The organism is Caballeronia sp. EK, from assembly GCF_014384845.1.
Classification (GTDB): domain Bacteria; phylum Pseudomonadota; class Gammaproteobacteria; order Burkholderiales; family Burkholderiaceae; genus Caballeronia; species Caballeronia jiangsuensis.
The window spans coordinates 449,379-473,818 of sequence record NZ_JACSUE010000001.1 but is presented as its reverse complement, the minus strand read 5'-3'; the positions used below and the strand labels follow the sequence as shown (position 1 = coordinate 473,818).

General features: G+C 65.9%; 23 protein-coding genes. 8 read left to right on the top strand and 15 right to left on the bottom strand.

The window, feature by feature from the left end:
- Positions 1 to 24: 24 nt before the first annotated feature.
- Together IAG25_RS02045 and IAG25_RS02040 are read right to left on the bottom strand one after the other, a co-directional pair.
- Positions 25 to 891, bottom strand: a complete 867-nt coding sequence (locus IAG25_RS02045; RefSeq protein WP_187603286.1) for a type 1 glutamine amidotransferase domain-containing protein — start codon at positions 889 to 891, stop codon at positions 25 to 27.
- 23 nt (positions 892 to 914) lie between these two features.
- Positions 915 to 1,715 carry an SDR family NAD(P)-dependent oxidoreductase gene (locus tag IAG25_RS02040; protein WP_187603285.1) on the bottom strand — a complete coding sequence of 267 codons (801 nt, stop codon included), beginning with the start codon at positions 1,713 to 1,715 and terminating at the stop codon, positions 915 to 917.
- Positions 1,716 to 1,890: 175 nt separating this feature from the next.
- Between IAG25_RS02040 and IAG25_RS02035 the strand changes: the two genes are divergently transcribed.
- A complete protein-coding gene (locus tag IAG25_RS02035) occupies positions 1,891 to 2,838 on the top strand; it encodes a GlxA family transcriptional regulator (protein WP_187603284.1) in 948 nt (315 codons plus the stop codon).
- 11 nt (positions 2,839 to 2,849) lie between these two features.
- Here IAG25_RS02035 and IAG25_RS02030 read toward each other — a convergent pair whose 3' ends face one another.
- The 5 genes from IAG25_RS02030 to IAG25_RS02010 form a co-directional block, all read right to left on the bottom strand.
- Positions 2,850 to 3,245 carry a tautomerase family protein gene (locus IAG25_RS02030; RefSeq protein ID WP_187603283.1) on the bottom strand — a complete coding sequence of 132 codons (396 nt, stop codon included), beginning with the start codon at positions 3,243 to 3,245 and terminating at the stop codon, positions 2,850 to 2,852.
- Positions 3,246 to 3,336: 91 nt separating this feature from the next.
- The gene (locus IAG25_RS02025) at positions 3,337 to 4,425 is read right to left on the bottom strand and encodes a porin (RefSeq protein ID WP_187603282.1); all 1,089 of its coding nucleotides are present in this window, start codon (positions 4,423 to 4,425) and stop codon (positions 3,337 to 3,339) included.
- Between the two features lie 52 nt (positions 4,426 to 4,477).
- Entirely contained in the window at positions 4,478 to 5,197 is a 720-nt protein-coding gene (locus tag IAG25_RS02020; RefSeq protein WP_035498311.1) for a sulfite exporter TauE/SafE family protein, read from the bottom strand.
- 12 nt (positions 5,198 to 5,209) lie between these two features.
- On the bottom strand, positions 5,210 to 6,640 hold the full coding sequence (locus IAG25_RS02015) for an amidohydrolase family protein (protein WP_187603281.1): 1,431 nt from the start codon (positions 6,638 to 6,640) through the stop codon (positions 5,210 to 5,212).
- Positions 6,641 to 6,649: 9 nt separating this feature from the next.
- On the bottom strand, positions 6,650 to 8,026 hold the full coding sequence (locus tag IAG25_RS02010; RefSeq protein WP_051626643.1) for a uracil-xanthine permease family protein: 1,377 nt from the start codon (positions 8,024 to 8,026) through the stop codon (positions 6,650 to 6,652).
- 236 nt (positions 8,027 to 8,262) lie between these two features.
- Between IAG25_RS02010 and IAG25_RS02005 the strand changes: the two genes are divergently transcribed.
- The 7 genes from IAG25_RS02005 (at position 8,263) to IAG25_RS01975 (ending at position 16,316) form a co-directional block, all read left to right on the top strand.
- Positions 8,263 to 9,324 (top strand): LacI family DNA-binding transcriptional regulator, encoded by a 1,062-nt coding sequence (locus tag IAG25_RS02005; RefSeq protein WP_250487685.1) that lies wholly within the window; start codon positions 8,263 to 8,265, stop codon positions 9,322 to 9,324.
- Between the two features lie 204 nt (positions 9,325 to 9,528).
- Positions 9,529 to 10,500, top strand: coding sequence for an AraC family transcriptional regulator (locus IAG25_RS02000; protein ID WP_187603280.1), 972 nt, complete (start codon positions 9,529 to 9,531; stop codon positions 10,498 to 10,500).
- A 134-nt stretch (positions 10,501 to 10,634) separates the two neighbouring features.
- Positions 10,635 to 11,693 carry an ABC transporter substrate-binding protein gene (locus tag IAG25_RS01995; RefSeq protein ID WP_187603279.1) on the top strand — a complete coding sequence of 353 codons (1,059 nt, stop codon included), beginning with the start codon at positions 10,635 to 10,637 and terminating at the stop codon, positions 11,691 to 11,693.
- 62 nt (positions 11,694 to 11,755) lie between these two features.
- Positions 11,756 to 12,559 (top strand): ATP-binding cassette domain-containing protein, encoded by an 804-nt coding sequence (locus IAG25_RS01990; protein WP_187603278.1) that lies wholly within the window; start codon positions 11,756 to 11,758, stop codon positions 12,557 to 12,559.
- A 27-nt stretch (positions 12,560 to 12,586) separates the two neighbouring features.
- Positions 12,587 to 13,870 carry a sugar ABC transporter permease gene (locus IAG25_RS01985; protein WP_187603277.1) on the top strand — a complete coding sequence of 428 codons (1,284 nt, stop codon included), beginning with the start codon at positions 12,587 to 12,589 and terminating at the stop codon, positions 13,868 to 13,870.
- Positions 13,871 to 13,895: 25 nt separating this feature from the next.
- Complete coding sequence (locus tag IAG25_RS01980) at positions 13,896 to 14,624, top strand: SDR family oxidoreductase (protein WP_035498318.1); 729 nt, start codon at positions 13,896 to 13,898, stop codon at positions 14,622 to 14,624.
- 63 nt (positions 14,625 to 14,687) lie between these two features.
- Complete coding sequence (locus tag IAG25_RS01975) at positions 14,688 to 16,316, top strand: FGGY-family carbohydrate kinase (RefSeq protein ID WP_187603276.1); 1,629 nt, start codon at positions 14,688 to 14,690, stop codon at positions 16,314 to 16,316.
- Positions 16,317 to 16,323: 7 nt separating this feature from the next.
- On the opposite strand, the gene IAG25_RS01970 is transcribed toward IAG25_RS01975, so the two are convergent.
- From IAG25_RS01970 to IAG25_RS01935, 8 genes are all read right to left on the bottom strand, one after another.
- Positions 16,324 to 16,971 (bottom strand): CHASE3 domain-containing protein, encoded by a 648-nt coding sequence (locus IAG25_RS01970; RefSeq protein WP_187603275.1) that lies wholly within the window; start codon positions 16,969 to 16,971, stop codon positions 16,324 to 16,326.
- Between the two features lie 6 nt (positions 16,972 to 16,977).
- On the bottom strand, positions 16,978 to 17,424 hold the full coding sequence (locus IAG25_RS01965) for a DMT family transporter (RefSeq protein ID WP_187603274.1): 447 nt from the start codon (positions 17,422 to 17,424) through the stop codon (positions 16,978 to 16,980).
- Positions 17,425 to 17,446: 22 nt separating this feature from the next.
- Positions 17,447 to 18,700, bottom strand: a complete 1,254-nt coding sequence (locus tag IAG25_RS01960; RefSeq protein ID WP_187603273.1) for an arsenic transporter — start codon at positions 18,698 to 18,700, stop codon at positions 17,447 to 17,449.
- A gap of 7 nt (positions 18,701 to 18,707) precedes the next feature.
- The gene (locus tag IAG25_RS01955) at positions 18,708 to 19,952 is read right to left on the bottom strand and encodes an MFS transporter (RefSeq protein WP_187603272.1); all 1,245 of its coding nucleotides are present in this window, start codon (positions 19,950 to 19,952) and stop codon (positions 18,708 to 18,710) included.
- Positions 19,953 to 20,030: 78 nt separating this feature from the next.
- On the bottom strand, positions 20,031 to 20,591 hold the full coding sequence (locus tag IAG25_RS01950) for a hypothetical protein (RefSeq protein WP_187603271.1): 561 nt from the start codon (positions 20,589 to 20,591) through the stop codon (positions 20,031 to 20,033).
- A gap of 51 nt (positions 20,592 to 20,642) precedes the next feature.
- Positions 20,643 to 21,431, bottom strand: a complete 789-nt coding sequence (locus tag IAG25_RS01945; RefSeq protein WP_187603270.1) for a hypothetical protein — start codon at positions 21,429 to 21,431, stop codon at positions 20,643 to 20,645.
- A gap of 138 nt (positions 21,432 to 21,569) precedes the next feature.
- Positions 21,570 to 22,952 carry a sigma-54-dependent transcriptional regulator gene (locus IAG25_RS01940; RefSeq protein ID WP_187603269.1) on the bottom strand — a complete coding sequence of 461 codons (1,383 nt, stop codon included), beginning with the start codon at positions 22,950 to 22,952 and terminating at the stop codon, positions 21,570 to 21,572.
- Positions 22,937 to 24,421, bottom strand: a complete 1,485-nt coding sequence (locus IAG25_RS01935; RefSeq protein WP_187603268.1) for a sensor histidine kinase — start codon at positions 24,419 to 24,421, stop codon at positions 22,937 to 22,939. The genes IAG25_RS01940 and IAG25_RS01935 overlap by 16 nt, the downstream gene beginning before the upstream one ends.
- Positions 24,422 to 24,440: the final 19 nt, after the last annotated feature.

Genomic DNA, 24,440 nt, shown 5'->3' with positions numbered 1-24,440 from the left:
CACGTGCGCGCCCAGGCTCAGACGTCAGTGAGTCTGCGCATTCAGCTTCGCCACCAGCAGGTCACCGAATTCCGGCGCCGACATCGGCTGCTGACCCGTAATCAGCTCACGGTCGACGATCACGTTGCTATGCCAGTTCGCGACCGTATCGACATGCGCGCCCGCTTCCGCAAGCGCATTCACCGGATAGAACTGCATATTGCCGCCGAGTCCGTTCGGGCCTTCGAGTTGCTGTTCCTCGCCCGTGGAGAAAACGGTCAAGCGATAACCCGCATACGGCCAGCCCGCCGCAAACGAATTCGCCTTGCCGTCATTGGCGATCATCGATGCGATGAAGGCGTCCGGATCGTGGAGCGCCGACAGCAACACGATCGGCCCGTGACAGATGATTCCGGTCGGACGCCCACTGTCATGGAAGCTGACGAGGATCTTGCCGAGATTGCGGTCTCTGAGCAGATCCACCATCGGCGCGTGGCCACCGGGAATGAACAGGCCGACATACCCGCCCGTTCCCTCGGCGACCACCGAGGCAAGCGTCTTCGGATGCTTCAGCTGAGCGATGCCTTGCGCGTACTTGAGTGCATCCGCGCGCGCTGTGTCATCGCCGCCGAAAAACATCTTGTTGTTCGAATTGGCGTCCATGACCGGCATGTCGCCCTTCGGATTCGCGATGACCGGCTCGTAGCCTGCTTCGACGAGCTTTCGATACGGCACGACGAACTCGTTCAGGTAGTAGCCCGTTTCATAGTGCTTGCCATCGCGCAGTTCGAGTTCATGCGCACTCGACATCACGACAAGCACCTTGCCGCGCGATTGTGCCGACGCGCTCGCCGGCAACGCAAAGGCAGTGGCCATCGCGAGCGCGGCCGCGCCGAATTTGAGGATATTCATGATGGTTCTCTTTAGACGCAGGGTTACTCGACATTCGACGCATAACGCGGCGCAGCCTTGGCATTCGCGAACCGGGGCGTCAGCGCGCGACGGTCCGCTTCCCACTTCGTCCATTGGTCGCCGTCATGCAGCGTCGGGATGGTCACCAGTTCGCCCTGATCGAGACCGGCGAGCGCGGCATCCACGAGGTCGTCGGCGGTCATCGTGCTCGCCGCTTCCTTTTGCTTCGCGTAACCCGCCACGTCCCAGAACTCCGTTGCCGTCGCGGCCGGCAGCACGGTCTGCACGCGCACGCCCTTGCCTGCGAGGTCGCGTTGCAACGCGTGGCCGAAGCTCAGCACAAAGGATTTTGACGCGCTATAGACGCCGTTCAGCAGTTCGACCGCAATGCCGACCACCGAGCTGATGTTGATGATGGTGCCCGCACCCTTCGCAACGAACGCAGGCGCGGCTGCATAGGTGAGGCGTGTCAGCGCCGTGATGTTCAGGTCGATCATCGATTCCATGGCGTCGACATTGCCGTCGAGCACCGACGCAACCGAACCAATTCCCGCGTTGTTCACCAGCATCGTGATGCGCGGGTCTTCGCGAAGCACGGTTTCGATTTTCGCGAGCGCGGCCTTGTCGTTGAGATCCGCGGCGACGGTCTCGATCGCGCGGCCCGTCTCTCTCGTGAGGCGGTCTGCGAGCGCATTCAGCCGGGACTGGTTGCGCGCCACCAGAATCAGGTCGAAGCCGCGACGGGCGAGGCGGTCCGCGTAGATGGCGCCGATGCCGGCCGATGCGCCCGTAACCAGTGCAAAACCTTTCGTAGAAGCAGTCATGATCGTTCCTTTGAGTGGGTTGAGCCAACAGGGTGTTGGTTCATGGAGCGAATTCTGACCTCGACTGCCCTCGACCTCAATGCCATATATGCAATGATTCAGGCCATCGATTTGCCGTTGCGCCTGTCTCTTTTGTGCTAACTTCAACGAATCAGGCCATCGAACACCGAACATCATGCATACCGTCGGACTTCTCGTTTATCCGAATTTCCAGTCGCTCGCGCTGGCCGTGGCGAGCGTCTTTGAATACGCCAACCTTCTGCGCGGCGAGACGTCGTACCAGTTCAGCATCGTGTCCGAGCACGGCGGACCGGTCGCGTCATCGCAGGGGTTTTCGGTTCATAGCGAACCGCTGGCCGAAGAGGGTTACGACACGCTCATCGTCGCGGGCGACAACGAATGCCGCCTGCCTTCGGCAGCGCTTGTCGAATACCTTCGGCAGGCACCGCGCCATTCACGGCGCATTGCTTCGATCTGCACGGGAGCGTTCGTTCTGGCCGCCGCGGGTCTGCTGGAAGGCAAGCGAGCAACGACGCACTGGTTCCACGCGCGTGCCTTCCAGGCGCAGTATCCGAACATCCGGCTCGAAGAAGACCGCATCTACGTGGTCGACGATCAGATGTGGACGTCAGCGGGTATGAGCGCGGGCGTGGACCTCGCGCTTGCGATCGTCGAAAGCGATTTCGGGCTGGAGACTTCGCGCATGGTCGCCCGCAAACTCGTGCTGTATCAGCGACGCGGCGGCGGCCAGTCGCAGTTCTCGGCGCTGCTCGAGATGGGAGCACGCTCGGACCGCGTGCAGATGGCGCTCACCTACGCGAGTGAAAACCTGGCGAGCGATTTGTCGGTCGAGCGGCTGGCCGAAGCGGCGCGACTCAGCCCCCGCCAGTTCAGCCGGGTATTTCGTGAGGAAACGGGTCAATCGCCCGCCAAGGCAGTCGAGCGGCTACGCGTCGAGGCCGCCCGCCTGATGATGGAAACGACGCGTCATCCGATCGAGGTGGTCGCGAGAGAGACGGGCTTCGGTGACCGTGAACGCATGCGTCAGGCGTTCCTGCGTGCGTTCGGTCAGCCGCCGCAAACCATTCAGCGGGCGTCGGGTGTCACGCCGCTTGCGCTTTAGCGTCGCTCGCTTTACTGCTCCCCGGGCGTCCATTCCGGGCTATAGCCACCCAATGCCGGGTGATACATCTCGTCGCCGGAATGCTGAGTGAATTCGACGTTGAGCCGGTCTTCACGCAAGCCGAGAATTTCGATGCAATGCGCGCAAAGCGCCTTGGCCACGTCCATACGCAGTTCGGGCGGCCTGCCCTTTCTGATGTCCAGCATCATCACCGCGACCGGCGTTGGCTCCTCGCCGGCTTCGGGAATCCGCCAGACGCCTCCCTCGCCCAGTTCTCGAATCGCGACGCTGATACGCCTGATGTCCACCGACATCATCCGCGCGTAGGTTTCGCTCATCTTCAGCGCGAGGCGCCGCTTGTCTTCCACTGAATAGTGGTCGTTCACGTCCAGTTGCAGGTAGGGCATGGTCGTCACACTCCTCGAAAGCCTCATTTTTCACCGGATGCAGCGCCGTTCCAATGTCGCATGTACAAGGTTTTCCGGACACGCGACACGCTCAGAACAGGTGATGAATGCCCGCCAGCACGACCGTTTGCCGGTTCGACGACGATGGCCCGATGCCCAGCGTGTTCGCCACCGCCCCCGATGACGCCTGCTCCACCATTACGTCGGCGTAAAGCTGCGTGAGCTTCGAGAGCGCATAGACGTTGGCGATCGTCACCTGGGTCCAGCGCTCGCCGGCGAATGTCGTGGTCCATGCGCCCACGCCGATCATATACGCGGGCGTCACCTGAAAGTTCGCGCCGCCGTCGATCGTCCGATAGTTGTCCGCCCTGCCCCGTTCCTCGATACGCACCTGCGTGAGCAGCGCGTGCAACTGCACGCGTCCGATCTGAAAGCTTCCGCCGATGCCCGCGTTCCTCACGCTGTCGGCGACGAAGGGCGCGCCCGCCGTGAGACCGATGCCCTCGAAGCTCGTCAGCCCGAGGCCGCCCGCGAGATTCAACGTGCGATCGCGATACTCCGAGTAAGCCGCCGCGAGATTGAGCGGGCCATAGCCATATGTCGCGCCGAAGCTGATGCTGCGCCCTGTCGTGCTGCTCGACTGATTGGTGAAGCCGTACATCGCGCCGAGCGTCACGCCCGCGATCGTCCGGCTGCGGAACTTGATCGTGTTCGACAGTTCGACGGGCACCGTATTGCCCAGACCGTCGATATTGCCCGGGTGAAACGCGGAGAAATCGCCGAGCGTCTGCGCCGTCGACACGGGTCCGAGCATCTCGAAGTGAAAGTCCGTCTGCCGTCCGAGCGTGACCGTGCCGATGCTGCTCTCGCTCAGTCCGACGTAAGCCTGCCGGTTGAACAGCGTGCCCGCGCTCGACATCGCGCCGGTAATCGTCGAAAAGCCGGATTCCAGCTTGAATACCGTCTTGAGCCCGCCGCCCAGATCCTCGACGCCGGTCAGCCCCCAGCGATCGGCCTGCAGGGTACCCTGCTCCGCGATGAACGCGCGCCCGCCGCGCAGATTGCTCACGTATCCGACGCCCGCATCCAGACTGCCGTACAGCGTGACGCTGCTTTGCGCATGCACGCCGCACGCGACGAGCAGCATCGACAAGGCGAGCGCATTCCGACTCTTGTTCATAAGGGTCTCTCGATCGATCGAAGGGATGAGCCGGCCGAACGCCGGCGAAGGGTCAGGACGCCAGCGTCTGATAAAGAATCGCCGCGCCCGAGACGATGGCGAACGCCATCACACTGATGCGCAACACGCGCGCATTGAGCCGCTGATGCACGTGCTGGCTGATCCACGCGCCGACGATCACCGGCGGCACCAGACACAGCGCCGACATGAACTTCGCGCCGGTGATCGTGCCCGTCACGCTCAGCATCGCGAGCGAGAGCGCCTCGCCGATCGCGAAGCACAGCGCGATGGTCGAACGCAGCGCCGGCGCGCGATAGTGCTGGAAGACCATCGCGAGCGCGGGGCCGCCGATGCCCGTCGCGGTTTCGGTGATGCCCGTCACCGCGCCCGCCGCCATCAGCGCATTACGGCCCGGCAGGAAGCTCGGCGCGCACAGCGTCGCGACCGCGGCCGCGATCGTCGATGCACCGATGAACACGTTCAGGTCGTGCGCCGAGATGCGCGAAATGATCCACACGCCCGCCACCGCGCCGGCCGTTCTGCCGACCGTGATCCATAGCGTGCCTTTCGAATCGAGCGCGGGCCGCTCGCGCCAGGCGAGATAGACGTTCAGGGGCAGCATCAAAATCAGCAGCGACACCGGCAGCAGGCCCGGCTCGATCAGTCCGATCACGGGTGCGCAGATGAGCGCGAAGCCGACGCCGACCGCGCCCTGAATGAACGCGGCGATCGCGACGGTCGATGCAAGAACGATAAAGACAGTGAGACTCACGGGCAGGCTCTCTCAGGCGGTGGGAAGGATCGCGTCCGATGCCGCGTGACGCGCGGCTTCGTGCACGCGCGGCGCGCTGTGCACGCGCTGGATAGGCGCGCGCGCGACGACTTCGCTCGCGATTTCGTCGACTTCGCGCAGGAAGGCGCGCGCGTCCCAGTCGGTCGGCCAGCCTTGCCAGAGACGCAGCTTGCCGGCGACGAACACGGCTTCGATCTGGCTGCGATTCGCGAGCCGCACCAGTTCCCATGTGAGGTCCCACGACGGACGCATCTCGGGCACGTCGAGATCGACGAGCAGAAAGTCCGCCGCCTTGCCCGGCGCGATCTCGCCGATGCGCGCGTCGAGACGCAACGCGTTTGCGCCGCCGCGCAACGCGCGATCGAGCCACAGCTCGCCGCCGCCGCACGACGAATCGCCGGTCGCGAGGCCGAAGGCGAAGCGCTGCGCGGTTTCGGCCGCATCGATCAGGCGGAACGCGTCGCTGCGCGTGCCGTCCGTGCCGAGACCGAAACGGATGCCGAGCGCGGCCATCTGCAACGCGGGCGCGACGGCATTGCCCTTCCACGAACTCGCGACCGGGTTGTAGCTCACGGCCGCGCCGGTTCCGGCCAGCAGGTTCAGCTCCGAAGGCGTGACGAGCGTCGCGTGCGCGATCAGCGTCTGCGGCCCCAGCGCGCCCGCGTAATGCAGATGCTCGATCGGCCGCATCTTGCGTCGCACGATGGAACGCTCGACCGCCGCGAGATGCTCGTTCGCATGCGTCTGGAACACCGCGCCCGCGTCGGCGCACAGCGCGGCCGCCGTTTGCAGCATGCCGTCCGAGCCCGCTTCCGGCACCGAGACCGCGAGCGACGGATGCACGAGCGCATGCCCTTCCCAGCGCGCCAGATGCTGCTGCGCGCGCACGACGATCGCGGCGCGCGCGCGGGCGTCGATGTCGTCGGCGAGATCGTTGCAGATGAGGCCGAGCACGCAACGCACGCCGGCTTCCTGCGTGGCCGCCGCGATCGTCGATGCATCGCCGCTCGCACGCGTGCCCGCATCGCAGACGGTCGTGAAGCCGCCGCGCAGCGCTTCGAGCGCGGCGAGCTTCGCGGACAGATACACGAGGTTTTCGTCGAGACAGTTCTCGAGCGGCACCCAGATGCGCCGATAGATCTCCGAAGGCTCGCCGAACGCAAGCGCCTTGCCGAAGGATTGCGTCAGGTGATGATGCGCATCGACGAAGCCCGGCATCACGAGCTTCTCCGGCAGCGCAAGCGGGCTCAGATGCGGATGGCGCGCGATGAGTTCATCGGCGGGGCCGACCGCCGTGAACGTGCCGTTGGACACGACCACGGCGTGATCGCGCTGCGGGCCGTCGGCGAGCAGCACATAGCCGGGCAGGAGCAGGAATTCGTCGTCGTGCAGACGGGCAGGCGTGAGGGAATCGTTCTTCATGATGGTTCTTCAGTGGCAGGAGCGGTTGTCGTTGACGGCGGCTTCGAGATGCGCGGCGGGATCGGCGGCGCGGCGTTCGCGCCAGTCGAGGTTCAGATGCGCGAACAGCGCGTTGACGAGGACGGCGGTGAGCGCGCCCATCGCGAGGCCGTTGCCCAGCACGATCTGCAAGGCGGCCGGAAAGCGGCTGTACACGCCGGGGACGACGATCGGCAGCACGCCCATCGTGAGCGCCGCGGCGAGCGTGTACATGTTGGCGCGCGAGCGTAGCTCGACCTGGCGCAGCAGGTTGATGCCCATCACGCCGATAATCGAGAACACGATGAGCGCCGTGCCGCCCACCACCGGCGCGGGGATCGCGTTCGCCAGCCGTCCGAGCGGCGCGAGCAGCGCGATGACGACGAGCAGCACGCCCGCCGCCGCCGTGACGAAGCGCGAGCGCACGCCCGTCGCCTGCACGATGCCGATGTTCTCGCTGCTCGTGATGATCAGCGACGTGCCGAAGAGGCCGCCGAGCACGGACATCAACGCATCGCCGCGAATGGTCTTCGGCACTTCGGTCTGAGGATCGATTTCCTTGCCGACCACTTCCGCGATCGCGACCGTCTGACCGGTGGCTTCGGCCATCGAGATCACGCTGAAGATGATGAGCGGCAGCGCGGCGAGCACGTCGAAGCGCGGCATGCCGAACGGCAGCGGCGTGGGCAGCGTGACGAGCGCGCCGTTCCAGACGTCCGCGAAACTCATCACGCCGAGCGCCCAGGCGAGCGCCGCGCCCGCGAACAGGCCGAGCAGCACGGCGAGCTGCCCAAGCATGCCCTTGAAGAGCTTCGCGAAGAGCACCGTGAAGCCGACCGTCGCGAGCGCGAGGCCGATCCCTAGCGGGCTGCCGAACTCCGCCGTGCCCGGCGTGCCGACGATCACCACGCCGTAGATGCGGATCAGATTGACGGCGACGAGAATCAGCATCGTGCCGATCACGATGCGCGGAAAGAAGCGCAGGCAGCGCGCGAAGACCGGCAGCAGCAGGAAGTAGAACAGGCCCGTGAGGATGGTCGCGCCCGCGGCGGTCTGGAGATTCGTCTGCTGCGCGATGAGCACGAACAGCACGACCGGCGCCCCGCCCGGCACCATGATGAACGGCAGGCGCGCGCCGAATTTGAGCGGCCCGAACGACTGCAACAGCGTGCCGAGCCCGCAGACGAGAAACGTCGCGCTGATCAGATCGACGGTGAGCGCGGACGAAAGCCCGAGCGCCTTCGCCACCAGAAACACGGCCGTGATCGGCGACGCCGCCACGACGAGGACATGCTGCAGACCAAACAGGACGAGCTTCGCGAGCGGCAGGCGCTCGTCGACTGCGTGAACCGGTGGATGATGGGCCATGACGGTCGACTCCGGTGGACGATTAATGAATCCCAAATCGATTTGGGACCGCGACAAAAGAAATGGGCATCTGCCCCAAATCGATTTGTGATCGTAGAATGGTGCTTCATTTCTGGCCTGTCAAGCAGGGGATTTCATCAGGTCAAGCGAAGTCGTCTTCGGTTTTTGATCACAGGAATCGATCGCCGGAGGGGCGGCTGTGCCGTGAGAGAATCCCGCATCGAAACGTGAGCAGCGTGAACGAAAAGACCATGCAGAACCCGGCGCCGAACAAGCAGCGGCCCACCATCGCCGATGTGGCGCGCGCCGCGGGCGTCTCGACGACGACCGTCTCGCACGCGCTCAACGACAAGGGTTACGTCGATCCGCACACACGCGAGCGCGTGAAGGAAGCGGCGCGCGCGCTCGGCTATCGCCCGAGCGTGCGAGCGCAGCGGTTGCGCACGGGGGAGGCCCACACCATCGCGCTGATCTCGTCGATGCCCTTCGAAATCGCGGGCGGCGCATCGAGGCTCGGCTTCCTCATGGAAGTCGCCGCCGTCGCCGCGGCGGCCGCGCTCACGCGCGGGCTCGCGCTCGTGCTGGTGCCGCCGGTGATGGCGGGACGACTGCCGCTCGGGCAACTCGACATCGACGGCGCGATCGTCATCGAGCCCACGACGGACGACGCCAATGTCGCGCATCTGCAGGATCGCGGCCTGCCCGTCGTATGCCTCGGACGTCAGCCGGGCAACGATGCCGTACCGTTCGTCGACATCCACTCGTCGGCGACCACGGAGCTGCTGCTGAACCATCTCCGGGAACAGGGCAGCAAGCGGATCGCGCTGCTCATCGGCGCGCAGCAGCGCAATTCGTACATCGAAGCGCGCGCGAGTTACGAGCGTTTCTGCGCGGCGCACGGCATGACGCCGGTGATCGCGATCGCCGACGAATCGGGCGGCGAGGATGCGGGCCGCGATGCGTGCGCTTCATTGCTGCGCGACCATCCCGAGGTGGACGGCCTCTGTGCGCTCGTCGATGCATTCGCGGTCGGATCGGTTCAGGCGATCGCGCAGGCCGGCAAGCGCGTGCCCGAGGACATCAAGGTCGTCACGCGCTACGACGGCATGCGCGCGCGAAGCTGCCGGCCGCCGCTCACCGCCGTCGATCTGCATCTCGATGACATGGCGCTGCAAGCTGTCGAGTTGCTGTTCGCCCATCTCGGAAGCAAGGAAGGCGCGCGGTCGGTCGTGCCGGCCCTGCCGGAACTCGTGATGCGCGAATCCTCCGGCGTCGCGGACGCGAGGCTCGCCAAATAGCCGCGCGCATCGTCGCCCCTGGCATGCTGCTGCTTTGCACAAAAGTTGACTTTCTTCCGCTAAGGACTAACCCCGATGCAAGAAAGTATCAGTCCGCGGTGTTATTTTAAGTGGTGAGATGACACCGAAAGGGCTACTTTTCAGTCATGGCAAGACGCGATGAAACGCGCTGCGCAAAAGGACAAAAAGCCGTGGAGACGATGCATGACAGCAAACCGGGAGACGATGGCGCGCAACGACGATGCCCGTCGCGCCAAAGCGACCGAGCCCGATCTGGAGCTGGTCGCTGTCCCGCGCGATGAGTCGTTCAAGGTGTGGTCGCATGGCTATCCCTATCGCACCGTGCGGTGGCACTTTCATCCCGAGTACGAGATCCATCTCATCACCGCGACCACGGGCAAATACTTCGTCGGCGATCACATCGGCAATTTCGCGCCGGGCAATCTCGTGATGGTTGGATCGAACCTGCCGCACAACTGGGTCAGCAACGTCCCGGGCGGCGATCGCGTCGCCGAACGCTGCCTCGTGCTCCAGTTCGATAGCGGATTCGTCACGCGCGCGACCGAGGCGTTTCCGGAGTTCAGGCGCATGGAGTCACTCCTCGATTCATCGCGCTGGGGCCTGCTCTTCACACAGGAGACGGGCGCGGCCGCCGAACCGATCATGCGCGAGATGCTCGGCGCGCAAGGCATGCGGCGCATCGGCCTGCTGGCGGCGTTGTTCGAGTTGCTCGCCCAGAGCGAAAAACCGCGAAGGCTCGCGAGCGCCGCCTATCGCGCCGACCCCGACCGTTACGGCGAGACCCGCATCAATCACGTGCTTTCGTTCATCGGGAAGAATCTCTCGCAGGAGTTGCGCGAGACCGAGCTGGCGGAACTCGCGGGACAAAGCGCGAGCGCCTTCTCGCGCTATTTCCGCCGCCATACGGGCGTGCCGTTCGTCCAGTACGTGAACCGCCTGCGCATCAACCTGGCCTGCCAGTTGCTGATGTCGGATGAGTTGAGCGTCACCGATATCTGCTATCAGGTCGGCTTCAATAATCTTTCGAATTTCAATCGCCAGTTCCTGTTGCTCAAGCAGATGTCGCCGACGCGCTGGCGCACCTATCAACGGCTCAACGCCGCGAGCGCGGCTGATTCGATCGAACAGGTCGAGATGCCGGAAATCGCCGGCTAGGGTGCGGCGCAATGGCGGCGTCAGGCATCCGATAACAGACTTCTTGAAAAGGATACCTAACCTGTTCAAAGGCGCAAACGGCAGGCCAACCACGGTAGTACGACATTCAAATCCCAAGAACCCGGAGACATGCAATGAAAAAGCTCTCAACCCAACTGATCAGCGCGGGCGCGCTGAGTCTCGGCCTGTCGTGCAGCCTGCCGGCGCTGGCCGCGCCCAGCGGCACGGTTGCGTTCCTGATGCCCGATCAGGCCTCGACGCGCTACGAGCAACACGACTTTCCCGGCTTCAAGGCCGAAATGGCGAAGCTTTGTCCGGATTGCAAAGTGCTCTATCAGAACGCCAATGCGGCCGTCGCGACGCAGCAGCAGCAGTTCAATTCCGTGATTGCGCAAGGCGCGAAGGTGATCGTCCTGGATCCGGTGGATTCCACGGCTGCCGCGTCGCTCGTGCATATGGCGCAGAGTCAGGGGATCAAGGTCATCGCCTATGACCGGCCCGTGCCGTCGACGCCGGCGGACTATTACGTTTCCTTCGATAACGAAGGCATCGGCAAGGCAATCGCGACGTCGCTCGTCGAACATCTCAAGGCGACGGGCGTCGCGACCAGCAAGGGCGGCGTGCTCGAAGTCAACGGCTCGCCCACGGATGCGGCGGCGGGTCTCATCAAGAAGGGCATTCACACCGGTCTGCAAAGCGGCGGCTACAAGACCCTCGCGGAATACGACACGCCGGAATGGGCGCCGCCCAAGGCCCAGCAATGGGTCAGCGGGCAGATCACGCGCTTCAGCTCGCAGATCGTCGGCGTGGTGGCGGCCAACGACGGCACCGCCGGCGGCACCATCGCTGCCTTCAAGGCGGCCGGCGTCAATCCCGTGCCGCCCGTGACCGGCAACGATGCGACCATCGCCGGCCTGCAGCTCATCATCTCGGGCGACCAGTACAACACCATCCTCAAGCCGAGCGAGATCGTCGCGGCGGCGGCGGCGAAGGCAGCGGTCGGCTTTCTCTCGGGACAGGCGCCGAAGGGCGAAACCTCGCTCTTCAACACGCCGACGCAGTTGTTCAAACCGTCGGTCATCACGGCGCAGAACCTGAAGGCCGAAGTGGTGGACAAGGGCTTCGCGAACGCGAAGGAGCTTTGCACGGACCGTTATGCGGACGGCTGCAAGAAGCTCGGCATCACGCACTGACCGGGACTGATCGCGGCGAAGCCCGGCTGCCTGCGGGTTCCGCCGCACCGAAGAGGAACATCATGAATGCAATCCCCACTCCACACGCCGGGCGCGGCGAGCTGGTGCTGAGCCTGCGCGGCGTCTCGAAGCATTTCGGCGCGGTGTCGGCGCTCACCGACATCGAGCTCGACGTCCACGCCGGCGAAGTCGTCGCGCTGGTGGGCGACAACGGCGCGGGCAAATCGACGCTCGTCAAGATCCTCGCGGGCGTGCATCAGCCGAGCGCAGGCACAATCACCTTCGGCGGCAAGGAAGTCACGCTGTCGGATCCGGGCATGGCGCTCGACCTGGGTATCGCGACGGTCTTCCAGGACCTCGCCTTGTGCGAGAACCTGGATGTCGTCGCCAACATCTATCTCGGGCGCGAGCTCGCTCCCATGCGTCTCGACGAAGTGTCGATGGAAGTGCGCGCCTGGACGCTCTTGAACGAACTCTCGGCGCGCATTCCGAGCGTGCGCGACGTCGTCGCCTCGCTCTCGGGCGGGCAGCGCCAGACGGTCGCCATCGCGCGTTCGCTGCTGCTCGACCCGAAGCTCATCATGCTCGACGAGCCGACGGCCGCGCTCGGCGTCGCGCAGACGGCCGAAGTGCTGAACCTGATCGAGCGCGTACGCGATCGCGGCCACGCGGTCATCATGATCAGTCACAACATGGAGGACGTGCGCGCGGTCGCGGACCGCATCGTGGTGCTGCGGCTCGGCCGCAACAACGGCATCTTCTATCCCGATTCGTCGAACGCGGAGCTGGTGGCCGCGATCACCGGCGCGACCGAGAACGCCGTATCGCGCCGCGCCGGACGCCGTCAGGCTCAACAGGACGCATGAAACAGGACATCGGGTAAAGGATCGATCATGAGCAAGCACACTCCGGGCAGCGCGCCGCCCGATACGCAAAGCGCGCCCCAGCCTTCCACCCTGCTCGACCGCAGCGATGTCCGCGTCAAGCACGCGAGCGGCGTCGGTGAAAGCGTTTCCGCGTTCGTCGACCGCGTGCGCTCCGGCGATCTCGGATCGCTGCCGGTCATCGCGGGTCTCATCATCATCTGGACCGTGTTCACGAGTCTGAACCCGGTCTTTCTGTCCGCCAACAATCTCGTGAACCTGTTGTTCGATTGTTCGACGGTCGGCGTCATTTCGCTCGGCATCGTCTGCGTGCTGCTGGTCGGCGAGATCGACCTGTCGGTGGGGTCGATGAGCGGCTTCGCCTCCGCGCTCGTCGGCACGCTGTGGGTCAATGAAGGCTGGCCCGTGCTGCTCGCGTGCGTCGCGGCAATCGTGGTGGGCGGCGCGATCGGCGCGCTGTACGCGTTGCTGCTCAACCGGCTCGGCATGCCGAGTTTCGTCTCGACGCTCGCGGGACTGCTCGCGATTCTCGGGATGCAGCTCTATGTGCTGGGCGCGAGCGGCTCCATCAACCTGCCGTACTCCACGACGATGGTGGACTTCGGGCAATTGATGATCATCCCCGCGCTCGTCTCGCACGTGCTGGCGCTGCTGCCCGGCGTGACGATCCTCGTGCTCGGTCTACGCACGCGCGCGCGCCGTCAGGCCGCGCGGCTTTCCGCGCCCTCGATGGGCGGCCTGCTGGCGCGCGCCGTCGCGATCACCGTGTTTCTGGAGATCGTCGTCGCCTATCTCAACTCGGGGCGCGGCGTGCCGCTGATGTTCGGCGTCTTCCTCGGCCTCACCGTGCTCATGGACTACGCGCTGACGCGCACGCGCTGGGGCCGCTCGATGAACGCGGTCGGCGGCAACCGCGAGGCCGCGCGGCGCGCGGGCATCAAGGTCGCGAGCATCTATACGAGCGCGTTCGTGCTGTGCGCGAGTTTCGCCGCGCTCGGCGGCATTCTCACCGCAGCCCGCCTCGCATCCGCGAGCCAGCAGGCCGGCACCGGCGACGTCAACCTGAACGCCATCGCGGCGGCGGTGATCGGCGGGACGAGTCTGTTCGGCGGCCGCGGCAACGCGTATTCGGCGGTGCTCGGCATCATCGTGATTCAGTCGATTGCAAGCGGCCTCACGCTGCTGAATCTGTCTTCTTCGTTGCGCTTCATGATCACCGGCGCGGTGCTGGCCATCGCGGTGATCGTCGATTCGCTCGCCCGGCAATCGCGCGTGTCGCACGGTCGCGCGTGATCGGACTCAAACAGGAGAATCGTCAATGTCAGTATCCATCGCGGGAAAAGTGGCCGCCATCACCGGCGCGGCGTCGGGCATCGGCCTGGAGTGCGCGCGCGTCCTGATCGAGGAAGGCGCGAAGGTCGTGCTGATCGATCGCGCGCAGGACCGGCTCGCGGCCTGCTGCGCGGAACTGGGCGCGAACGCGCTGCCCTTGTCCGTGGATTTGCTCAAGCCGTCCGAAGTCTCGGCGATGCTGCCGAAGATTCTCGATCTCGCCGGCGGTCTCGACATCTTTCACGCCAACGCGGGCGCGTATATCGGCGGCGAAATCGTGGACGGCAATCCGGACGAATGGGATCGCATGCTGAACCTGAACATCAACGCCGCGTTCCGCTCGGTGCACGCCGTCCTGCCGCATATGGTCGCGCAGAAATCGGGCGATATCGTGTTCACCAGTTCGATCGCGGGCATCGTGCCGGTCGTGTGGGAACCGATCTACACCGCATCCAAGTTCGCCGTGCAGGCGTTCGTGCACACCACGCGGCGTCAGGTCGCGAAGCACGGCGTGCGCGTGGGCGCCGTTGCGCCCGGCCCGGTGGTCACCGCCCTGCTCGACGACTGGCCGAAAGCCAAGATGGAGGAAGCGCTCGCATCCGGCAGTCTGATGCAGCCGCGCGAGGTCGCCGAAGCCGTGCTCTTCATGCTGACGCGTCCGCGCAACGTGACCATTCGCGATCTCGTGATCCTGCCCAACAGCGTCGATCTGTGAGCACGCATCGGGCGGGCGATGTAGGCTCGCCGTCATGACCCCACTCCAACCACGGACAGAGAGATGAACGCAAGCAACCCGAGCGCCGGCGCACGCCATGTCATCGGCGTCGACGTGGGCACCGGCAGCGCCCGCGCCGGAATTTTCGATGCCGCCGGCAATATGGCCGCCTCGGCGAAGAAGGACATTACGCTGTTCCATGAGAGCGGCGCCATCGTCGAGCAGTCGAGCGGGGAAATCTGGAACGCCGTCTGCCATGCCGTGAAGGAAGCGCTCGCGCAGGCGGCGATCGCGCCCGAGTCCGTCGCCGGAATCAGCTTCGACGCAACCTGTTCGCTCGTCGTGCTGGGCGATGGCGGCACGGCGCTGCCCGTGGGACCGTCGGAAGTGGCCGGGCGTGACATCGTGGTCTGGATGGATCATCGTGCGCTCGAACAGGCGGCGCGCATCAACGCGACGGACCACGCGGTGCTGAAGTTCGTCGGCGGCAGAATCTCGCCGGAAATGGAGACGCCGAAGCTCTTGTGGCTTCTGGAAAACCGCCCGCAGACCTTTAACGCCGCGTGGCAGTTCTTCGATCTCACCGACTTCCTGACATGGCGCGCGTCCGGCGATCTGTCGAGGTCGGTCTGCACCGTGACCTGCAAGTGGACCTATCTCGCGCATGAACGGCGCTGGGACGACAGCTATTTCCGGACCATCGGACTCGGCGCGCTGGCGGACGAGGACTTCGCGCGCATCGGTCGGCAGGTGGTCGAACCGGGCACGCGACTCGGCAACGGGCTCACCGAACGTGCCGCCGCGGAACTCGGCCTGATCGCCGGAACGCCGGTCGGCGCGGGTGTGATCGATGCCCATGCGGGCGGCATCGGCACCGTGGGCGCGCAAGGCAATCCGGAGTCCTGCCTGGCCTATGTGTTCGGCACCTCGTCATGCACGATGACGACGACCGCGGAGCCGGTCTTCGTGCCCGGCGTCTGGGGCCCCTACTTCTCGGCGATGGTGCCGCAGGCATGGCTCAACGAAGGCGGTCAGTCGGTCGCCGGCGCGGCGATCGAACGCCTGCTCGCGATGCATCCCGCCGCCGCCGATGCGGGGAGGCGCGCGCAAGAGCGCGGCGAATCGCTCCCGGGCATGCTGGCCGGGCTCGCGGCGCAGGCGTCCGGAAGCCTTTCCGACGCGGTAAAGCTCGCCGACGGCCTGCACATCGTTCCCGAGTTCCTCGGCAACCGCGCGCCTTTCGCCGATCCGCACGCGCGCGCGGTCATCGCCGGTCTCGGCATGGAAACCGGCCTCGACAGTCTGGTCGCGCTGTATGTCGCCGGCGTGTGCAGCATCAGTTACGGCCTGCGTCAGATCATCGAAGCGCAGGCTCAGGCCGGCGCGCCGATCGAGCGTGTGATGATCAGCGGCGGCGCGGGCCGGCTCGATCTGGTTCGGCAACTGCTCGCCGATGCGACCGGCAAGCCGGTGCTGGCCACGCAGGCCGAGGAGCCCGTGCTGCTCGGCGCTGCGATGCTCGGCGCCGTGGCGGGCGGCCTGTTCGACGACGTTCGCTCGGCGATGAGCGGCATGGCGCGCGTCAAGGAGACGTACACGCCGGCAAGCGGCGACCTCGCGCAGTTGCACGATGCGCGGTACCGCGCATTCATCCGCTTGCAGGCTTGCGCGCGGGAGATTCGCGAGGGTTAGATCGCGTTCAGGTTCTCGCTTTATTGCCGCGCACGAAATGCAGCCCGAGCCGTGCTGCTATCGAGAGCATCGCAAGGCTGATCGTCACGACGAGCATCGCGCACTCGGTTCGTGTTGCACGATCGGTGCGCTCGATCAGCAGTTCGGTTTCCGACTGACGCATCTGCGCAATCAGCATCCGAATCCGGTCCATGCGTTCGAGGCCGACATCGCTCAGTATCATGTCGCGCGCCTGCGCTGTCCCTTGCTCCTTCAGAACACTCAGCGTCCGTGCGAGTTCGGCAAGCTTGTCTTGCAAGGCGAGGTCCAGTGCATCGACGCGCGCAAGCTGCGCGGGGCTGTCGTGAACCAGTTTCCTGAGCTTCGTCGGTTCCGCCTGCACTTCCTTGATCGCCTGCAAATACGGCCTGAGATACGCTTCGTTGACCGTGAGAATGTAGCCGCGCTGACCGGTCTCGGCATCGGTCATCAACTGGAGTGTCGTCTCCAGCGTCGACATCACCCGATACGTGTGTTCGATCCAGTCGCGTTGCGCGAGCAGGATGCGGTGATAGCCATAGGACGTCGCAGCAGCGACGATCACGAGCGCCGTGAGCGGCACGACGCGCCAGTCGAACGACTCGCGAAAACGCCACCGTCCGCGTTCGCGTTTCATCGCCGTTCAGAAGCGCATCACGAGCGCGACACCGGCCACCATCAGCAAGGTGCCCAGCAAGCGCAACCAGCTGATGGGATGCTCCGCCACGCCGATCAAACCGAAGTGATCGATCGCGACCGACGCCACGAGGTTCGCGCAGATGGTCAGCCCATTGAGCGTGCCGACACCGACTTTCTGCACCAGCGTCAGACCTGCAAATACGGCGACAGCCCCGACGATGCCGCCGAGCGGCGCCCACCATTTCATGCTGCGCAGATCGTCGAGCGTCGGCAGCGGGGTCGGCTGGATGAAGAACAACGCGACGGCGAGAAACGTCACCAGCAGAAACGAAATGCTCGACGCGAGCCACGGATTGACGAGCGAGCCTTTCAGCACGCCGTTGATGGGCGCACCCGCGGCCTGAAGGATGCCGCCCGCGATGATGAACGGAAAAATCCACACCTGGCTCATCGTTGTCCTCCGTTGTTTTCGTTCAATGCGCGATCAGAAGCCGCGCACCCAGCGCCAGCACGAGCGCGGGCAGCATGACGGCCACGCCGACCCTGAAGAACTGCATGAAACTCACTTCCTCGCCCTCGCGCCGAATGGACGAGAGCCAGAGAATGGTCGCGAGCGAACCGGTGATCGACAGATTCGGCCCGAGATCCACGCCGATCAGCAACGCGTCGATCACGCGCTCGGGACTGTGCGCCTGCAACGCCGTCGCGCTGGCGATGAGCCCGGCCGGCAGGTTGTTGATCGCATTGCTGCCCAAAGCGACGACGACGCCCGACACCGCAGCCGCGAGCGATTGATTCTGTTGCGCCATGCTCGCGAGCACATGCGAGAGCGCCGCGACGACGCCCGTGTGCGCGAGCATCTCCACGAGCACGAACAGGCCCGCGACGAGCGGCAGCACGCTCCACGAAATCTCGCTGACGAGTTCGACCGGCGATTGACGTTCCTTCACGAGCACGACCAGCGCCGTGAGAATGCCGAGGATGGCCGTCGGCAAGCCCAGTTGCATGTCGAGGGCGGAAACGATGAGCAACGCGATCGCCGTCACGCCGATGCCCGCGAGCGTCACCTTCCCGTTCGTGCTCAGCTTGTCGACGGGAAGATCGGAGGCGCACGCGCCGACGAGCTCGCCGCGTTGCGTCCAGCGCAGCATGAAAAACGTCGCGACGATCGACAGCACCGAGGGCAACGCGAAGCGCGCTACCCATAGGCCCAGCGCCGGCGTGTGATTCGCATAGAGCACGAGATTGGCGGGATTCGATATCGGTAACACGAAGCTCGCCGCGTTCGCGATGAACGCGCACACATACAGAAGCGGCAGCGGCTTCGTCTGCGCCTTCTTCGCCGCGGCGAACACGGCGGGCGTGAGCACGACGGCGGCGGCATCGTTGGAAAGGAAAGTCGTCACCACGACGCCGACGAGATACACCAGCAAGAAGAGCCTGCGCGGCGAACCCTTCGCATGATTCACGGCAAGGACCGCGATCCAGTCGAACAGGCCTTCGCGCCTGCCGAGCTCGGAGAGCAGCATCATGCCGATGAGGAACAGGTACACATCGGTGCCCTTTCCGACCGCCTGCCACGCGAGATTCGCGGGAAGCAGGCCGAGCGCGACGAGCAGCAAGGCGCCCGCGACGGCCCAGATCGCCTCGGGCCATCTGAAGGGACGGAGGATGACGCCGGCGGTCGCAGCCAGCCCGATGCCCCAGGACAGAAAAATCGGATTCATGTGGCGATCATGTGGCGAGAGAAGGATCGTTGGCGGAATCGCGGCAACTGCCGCATGCTTTCTTGAGCGATGTGCCGAAAGAGAGCCAGAGCACGAGCGAGCCCGTCGACACGGCGCCCAGCGCGAGAAACGCGGTCACATAGCCGAAATGCTGTGCGAGCGCGCCGCCCAGCGCGGGACTGAGCGCGGCACCGATGCCCTGCACCGTCATCACCACGCCCTGCCCGACATTGACGCGCCCGGTGCCTTGCAGCAAACGCACCACGAGCGCGGGAACAGCCACGCTTTGCAGCCCCGCGCCGATGCCGTCGAGCGCCTGCACGGGCCACACGCCCCATGCGTTGATGAACATCGCCGCGACCAGACCGCGCAACGGCAGCGCAAGGAACGTGATCAGAATCACGCCCCAGTAGCCGGTGCGCTGGATCAGCCGGTTTGCGAAAAACGCTGCCGCGACCATCACGAGTTGCGCGACGACGATCGTCTGCGCGGTGAACGCGCTCGGATCGCCCTGATGCGCGGCGACCACGGCGAGGCCATAGAGCGGCAGCATCGCTGCATTGCCGAGGTGGAACATCGCGAGCGCGGCGGCGAGCAACAGCAGCGGCCTGCACGTGAGCAACATGCGAAAGCCGCTCGCGTGCTCATGCTCCGAAGACGACGACGTTGGCGACGAGGTGGCGAGGCCGCGCGCGCTGTCGTGATCGATCGAATCCGCGCGGATCAGCAGCGTCGATAGAACCGTCAGCGCTCCGAATACGCTCGCGAGCGCGAACACCGCGCCGAATCCGAAGCGCCAGCCGAGCCATCCCGAAAGCGCCGCGCCCACGACATTGCCCGCGTGATTGGCCACCTGATTGCGCGCGAACTGCCGGTCGAAGCCGCGTTCGCGCACGATGCCGAGCGTCACGCCCGCGACCGCCGGACCGAGCGCGGCGCCGGTCACCGCCGTGAGAATCTGCGAGGCGGCGACCATCCAGAAGTCGTGCGACACCCACAGCACGAGCGATGCGAGCGTCGTCATGACGCCCGCCGTCACGATGAGGCCGCGCTTGTGATGCGTCGCATCGACGAGCGCGCCCGCCGGGGAAGTCGCGAGCATGCCGGCGATGCCGCCGAGCGTCATCACGGTGCCGATCGATGCCGGATGCCAGCCCTGCGCCTGCAAAAAAACGCCGAGGAAAGGGCCGATGCCCGCCTGCACATCGGCCATGAAAAAGCTCAGTCCTTCGAGCGCATAGAGAGGGTTCATGGGCTGCTCACCAGGGACGTCCGTTCTTGTTGGGCCAGCTCGGCATGTCGCTCTCCAGAGTTGCACGCCCGTGTTGCGTCAGGCGGCGACCGGCGCGTCGATCAGTTCGGCGATCTCATCCACTTCGATCGTCCGCCCGTGGCGGTTGCGGATGCCGTGCCCCCACGCCTGAACGTGCGCGCCCGGCGCGAGATACGCGGTCAGTTCGGCTGCGGCATGCGGCGGCATCCGCAGCGACGTGCCATCGTCGAGCAGCGCGCCGCGCAGTTCACCTTTCGGTCCGAAGAGCGACAGCACCACTTCGCCGCTCGCTTCCATCGGCTTGCGTTCGACGTGCGGCTTCTGATGTTTCTCGCCATCGTGATGCGGGCCTTCGTCGAGAATGACCTTGCCGTTCTTAGGCGTAAGCGAGACCGCCGCGATCATGTCCGCGCCGCGCGGCTTCACGCCCCGCACGCGAACCTCGTCGCCCACGGCGACCTGCCGCGCGATCTGTCGCGACAGATGAGGCGGAAAGTGAACCTGCAGCGCCTGTCGCACGCCGAGCACGATGCCGTCGATTTCGCCGTGCGGGTTCAGCAGAAAACGCGTCACCTTGCCGCGCGTTTCGGGAAGGCTTTCAGGGTCGATCCAATGCATGTCGTTGATCCTCGTTTGATGATGATGAAAGCGCGTCGGTCATCGACACGCTCATGGGTTCGGCGGCGCGCGGTCATAGAGCCGGGTCAGGTTGCCCGGCGCACCGAACGATGTCGCCTGAAGCGCGGTGCCGTACTGGTTGCGCGTGCCGTAGCCTTGCGCCGATACCCGCGCGCCCGCCTGCACGAGCCGGGGGAATTGCTGGGCGACGGGCGGCGTGAGTTTGATGACGGTGCCATCCGCGAGAATCACGCCGTCAGGCTCGCCGCGCGGAGCAGTGGTGACGTGCGCCACCTGTCCCTGCGCGCTCAGGCGCGACAGACCCGCGCCGCGCAACTCTCGCGGCAGCGGCTGCGCGCCCGGCAGCGGTGGCTGATCGGTGAGTTGCTGGCCGCTTCTCGCATCGGTGATGCGTTGCGCCTTGAGATTGCCGCCCGCATCGCGCCACCCTTCGATCTGCACGCTGTCGCCCGGATGTATCGCCGACGTGAGCTGTGCGCTCATGTGCGGCGGGAAGTGGACGAGCGCGCCGTCGCCGGTCAGGAAGCCGTCGACATCGCCATCGGGGTTGATGAGAAAACGCGACACCGTGGCTTGCGTCGTAACCGCCGTTCCTTGGTCCGCGAGCGGCGCGGGGCCGGCTCCGGGCGCCGGCGGCACAGGCGCGGCTCCGGGCGGCGGCGGCGGCAAACCCGCTGCCGCGACGGGCGGCGCAGGCGCAACGGGCGGTTGGGTCTGGGCAACGCAACCCGCGCTGATCGCCAGCAGCGCGGTGAGACTCATCGCGCTTGCGATGCGGGCGGTGTTGCTGCGGCTTGCCTTGGTCGATGTCGATTGCATGATTCACTCCTTCGCTTGACGCGGAGTGATCTGCAAGGGCTATGCCATCCAACGAAAGCCCACTGCTCAAGGTATCGGCGTGACGAAGCGCGCGGTGGTGTCGGGGAATCGGACGCCGGGTGTCCGATCTCTTGACACTCAACTGTCGGAGCTGGACATCCCGAGGTTCGCCAGACGCGTATAGAGCGATTGACGACTGATGCCGAGCCTGCGCGCCGCCTCGGCGCGATTGCCGTCGGTGAGCGCGAGAGCGCGGACGATCAGCGCGCGTTCGAGTTGCGCGAGCGCATCGTTGAGTGGAAGCTCGGCGAGGCTGGCAGGGATCGCGTCACTCGGACTCGCGGTCGCGTTGAAGAGGAAGGCGAAGTCCTCGCGCGTGAGCAGCGCGCCCGGCGCGAGCGCGCTCGCCCGTTCCATCGCGTTCGCCAGTTCACGCACGTTGCCGGGCCAGCTGAACGTGACGAGCATGCGCTGCGCATCGGCGGAGAGCCGCTTGTGAGCCGCATCCGGCGATGCCGCGAGCGTCGACAGGAAATGCTCCGCGAGCGGCAGGATATCCGCTACCCGCTCACGCAGGGGCGGCAAGTGCAGCGGGATCACGTTCAGCCGATACAACAGATCCTGCCGGAAGGTTCCCGCGGCGACCATCGCCGGCAGATCGCGATGGGTCGCCGCCACGACGCGCACATCGACGGCGACGGGCCGGTTCGTGCCGAGCGGCGTGACCTGCCGTTCCTGAAGCACGCGCAGCAGCTTGGCCTGCATCGCGAGCGGCATGTCGCCGACTTCATCGAGAAAGAGCGTGCCGCCGTGCGCCTCCTCGAAGCGCCCTCGCCGCTCCGCGTGCGCGCCGGTGAACGCGCCCTTGCCATGCCCGAAAAGCTCGCTTTCGAGCAGGTCATCCGGAATCGCCGCGCAGTTCACCGCCACGAACGGCCCGCCCGCCCGCGCCGAAGCGCGATGCAGCACATGCGCCGCCACTTCCTTGCCTGTGCCCGTCTCGCCGGTGATGAGGACCGTCGAGTGCGTGCCCGCCGCGCGGCCCAGACGCTTTTGCACATCGCGCATGGCATCGCTCACGCCGAGCAGTTGCGGCTCGCGCGACGGCGTTTCGTCCGCGAAGGCAGGCGTCGCGGCGACGGGCGCATCGGGATGCGCCGCGAGCATGCGTGCGAGCAGCACCGCGATCTCGTCGCGGCCGACGGGTTTGGTGAGATGCTCGAACGCGCCGAGCCGCATCGCGCCGATGGTGTTGTCGCTCGTCGCATGCGCGGTCAGCATTACGACCGGCACATGTTGCAGGCCCGCCATGCCGCGCAGCGATTCGAGCACGGCGAGACCGTCCGCGCCCGGCAAACGGAAGTCGAGAAAGATGCAGTCCGGCGCGCAACGCTCGCGCAAGTGCTCCAGCGCCGCTTCGCCCGAGCGCGCTTCGAGCGTCGTGTGACCGAGGTCCTGGATGGTTTCGACGAGGCCTTCGCGAAAGGCGTCGTCGTCGTCGATGATCAGTATGGTCGCCATGGCACCTCGATCACGAAGCATGTCACGTTCGAATCCTCCGCGAGGTAAGCGCGTCCGCCATGCGCCGCCGCGATCTCGCGCACGACGGCGAGGCCGAGGCCGGAGCCATCGGGGCGGCCCGTCACGAACGGCTCGAAAATGCGCTCGCGCTCGGCCGCGCTCACGCCGGGACCATCGTCGGTCACTTCCAGCCTGAGCCGTTCGCCTCCGGTCCATTGTGCGCCCTTCGCGCGCACCGTCACGCGGCCGCCCGGCGGCGCATGGCGCAGCGCGTTCACGATCAGGTTGTCGAGCGCGCGCGCCATTTGCGCGGGATCGAAGACGGGCTGCGTCGCCCCGGTTTCGATCTCCGCGCGCAACGATATCGCGCGGCTCTCGGCGCTCGCTTCATGCGTATGAACGATGTCGCCGAGCCACGCGTGCAGATCGACGGCGCGCGCGTTCACGGTCACCGGCTGCGTGAGCGCGAGCAAACTGGTCACCTGCGCCTCGATGCGCCCCACCTGCTCGATGATCGTCCGCAGCGCGGCTTCGCGGCGCGCGCCGTCGCCGGCGAGCGCATTCTCTGCCTTCAGACGCATGGCCCCCGCAGGGTTGCGGATCTCGTGCGCGATCTGCGCCGCCATCTTGCCGAGCGCGCCGAATCGCTCGGCCTGCGCCAGTTGCGTGCTGAGCGCGTTCGCCTCGCGCTTGAGACGCGCGGCGCGCTCGACATAGCGATTGAGTGCATCGACGATCTGGTCCAGATCGCGCTCGCCGAGCCGTTCGAGCCGCCGGCCCTGCTCGAATCCGCCATCGGGCGCGAGCGCCTGTTCCAGCCGCGTGAGGTTGCGCCGCCAGCGCCTGAGCGCGACGGCCAGAAACAAGGCCAGCACGACGATGATCGCGAGTACGCCCGCCAGGATGGTCGCGGCGCGCTCGCCGTAGGGTCCGAGCGGCGGCCGCGCGCGCGTGAGCATCCACGCCAGCAGGCCTGTGTGGCGCGGCACGGGACAGGCGACCGCGACCACGGCATCCGCGCCGCTCGATACGACATCGACCTGCATCTGGCCCGCGCCGCCCGCTTTTCTGAGCGTGCGCAGAATGAGCGGCGTCTCGGCCTCGGGGACATCGCGCTTCACGCCGCTGCCTTCGTAGGTGGGAAACGCATAGGCCAGAAAGCCGTTGGGCGCGCCGGCCGTCGTCTTGTCGTTCCAGAAGCCGCCTTCGATGCCATCGGTGCGGATCAGCACGAGATCGAGCACCGCGTGCATGAGATCGATGTTGGTTTCGCCGGGGCGCTGCATCGACAGGTCGTAGCGCGATGCGACCGCCGTGCAGGCCGCAGCCGCCTGTTGCTTCGCGGTCGTGACGCGCTCGCCGAGCGCCGACGAAAGGATGAGCCACACGGCCGCCGTGAGCAGCCCGCACAGGATGGCGACGAGAATCCAGAGCGCGAAGAGCTGGGTGGAGAACGACGGTCGCGGCATGAAGAGTCTCTGCGCCAAT

Coding starts and splice junctions, on each gene's coding strand:
- IAG25_RS02045 (WP_187603286.1), bottom strand. CDS start 891: ATGAATATCCTCAAATTCGGCGCGGCCGCGCTCGCGATGGCCACTGCC.
- IAG25_RS02040 (WP_187603285.1), bottom strand. CDS start 1,715: ATGACTGCTTCTACGAAAGGTTTTGCACTGGTTACGGGCGCATCGGCC.
- IAG25_RS02035 (WP_187603284.1), top strand. CDS start 1,891: ATGCATACCGTCGGACTTCTCGTTTATCCGAATTTCCAGTCGCTCGCG.
- IAG25_RS02030 (WP_187603283.1), bottom strand. CDS start 3,245: ATGCCCTACCTGCAACTGGACGTGAACGACCACTATTCAGTGGAAGAC.
- IAG25_RS02025 (WP_187603282.1), bottom strand. CDS start 4,425: ATGAACAAGAGTCGGAATGCGCTCGCCTTGTCGATGCTGCTCGTCGCG.
- IAG25_RS02015 (WP_187603281.1), bottom strand. CDS start 6,640: ATGAAGAACGATTCCCTCACGCCTGCCCGTCTGCACGACGACGAATTC.
- IAG25_RS02010 (WP_051626643.1), bottom strand. CDS start 8,026: ATGGCCCATCATCCACCGGTTCACGCAGTCGACGAGCGCCTGCCGCTC.
- IAG25_RS02000 (WP_187603280.1), top strand. CDS start 9,529: ATGACAGCAAACCGGGAGACGATGGCGCGCAACGACGATGCCCGTCGC.
- IAG25_RS01995 (WP_187603279.1), top strand. CDS start 10,635: ATGAAAAAGCTCTCAACCCAACTGATCAGCGCGGGCGCGCTGAGTCTC.
- IAG25_RS01990 (WP_187603278.1), top strand. CDS start 11,756: ATGAATGCAATCCCCACTCCACACGCCGGGCGCGGCGAGCTGGTGCTG.
- IAG25_RS01985 (WP_187603277.1), top strand. CDS start 12,587: ATGAGCAAGCACACTCCGGGCAGCGCGCCGCCCGATACGCAAAGCGCG.
- IAG25_RS01980 (WP_035498318.1), top strand. CDS start 13,896: ATGTCAGTATCCATCGCGGGAAAAGTGGCCGCCATCACCGGCGCGGCG.
- IAG25_RS01975 (WP_187603276.1), top strand. CDS start 14,688: ATGAACGCAAGCAACCCGAGCGCCGGCGCACGCCATGTCATCGGCGTC.
- IAG25_RS01970 (WP_187603275.1), bottom strand. CDS start 16,971: ATGAAACGCGAACGCGGACGGTGGCGTTTTCGCGAGTCGTTCGACTGG.
- IAG25_RS01965 (WP_187603274.1), bottom strand. CDS start 17,424: ATGAGCCAGGTGTGGATTTTTCCGTTCATCATCGCGGGCGGCATCCTT.
- IAG25_RS01960 (WP_187603273.1), bottom strand. CDS start 18,700: ATGAATCCGATTTTTCTGTCCTGGGGCATCGGGCTGGCTGCGACCGCC.
- IAG25_RS01955 (WP_187603272.1), bottom strand. CDS start 19,952: ATGAACCCTCTCTATGCGCTCGAAGGACTGAGCTTTTTCATGGCCGAT.
- IAG25_RS01950 (WP_187603271.1), bottom strand. CDS start 20,591: ATGCATTGGATCGACCCTGAAAGCCTTCCCGAAACGCGCGGCAAGGTG.
- IAG25_RS01945 (WP_187603270.1), bottom strand. CDS start 21,431: ATGCAATCGACATCGACCAAGGCAAGCCGCAGCAACACCGCCCGCATC.
- IAG25_RS01940 (WP_187603269.1), bottom strand. CDS start 22,952: ATGGCGACCATACTGATCATCGACGACGACGACGCCTTTCGCGAAGGC.
- IAG25_RS01935 (WP_187603268.1), bottom strand. CDS start 24,421: ATGCCGCGACCGTCGTTCTCCACCCAGCTCTTCGCGCTCTGGATTCTC.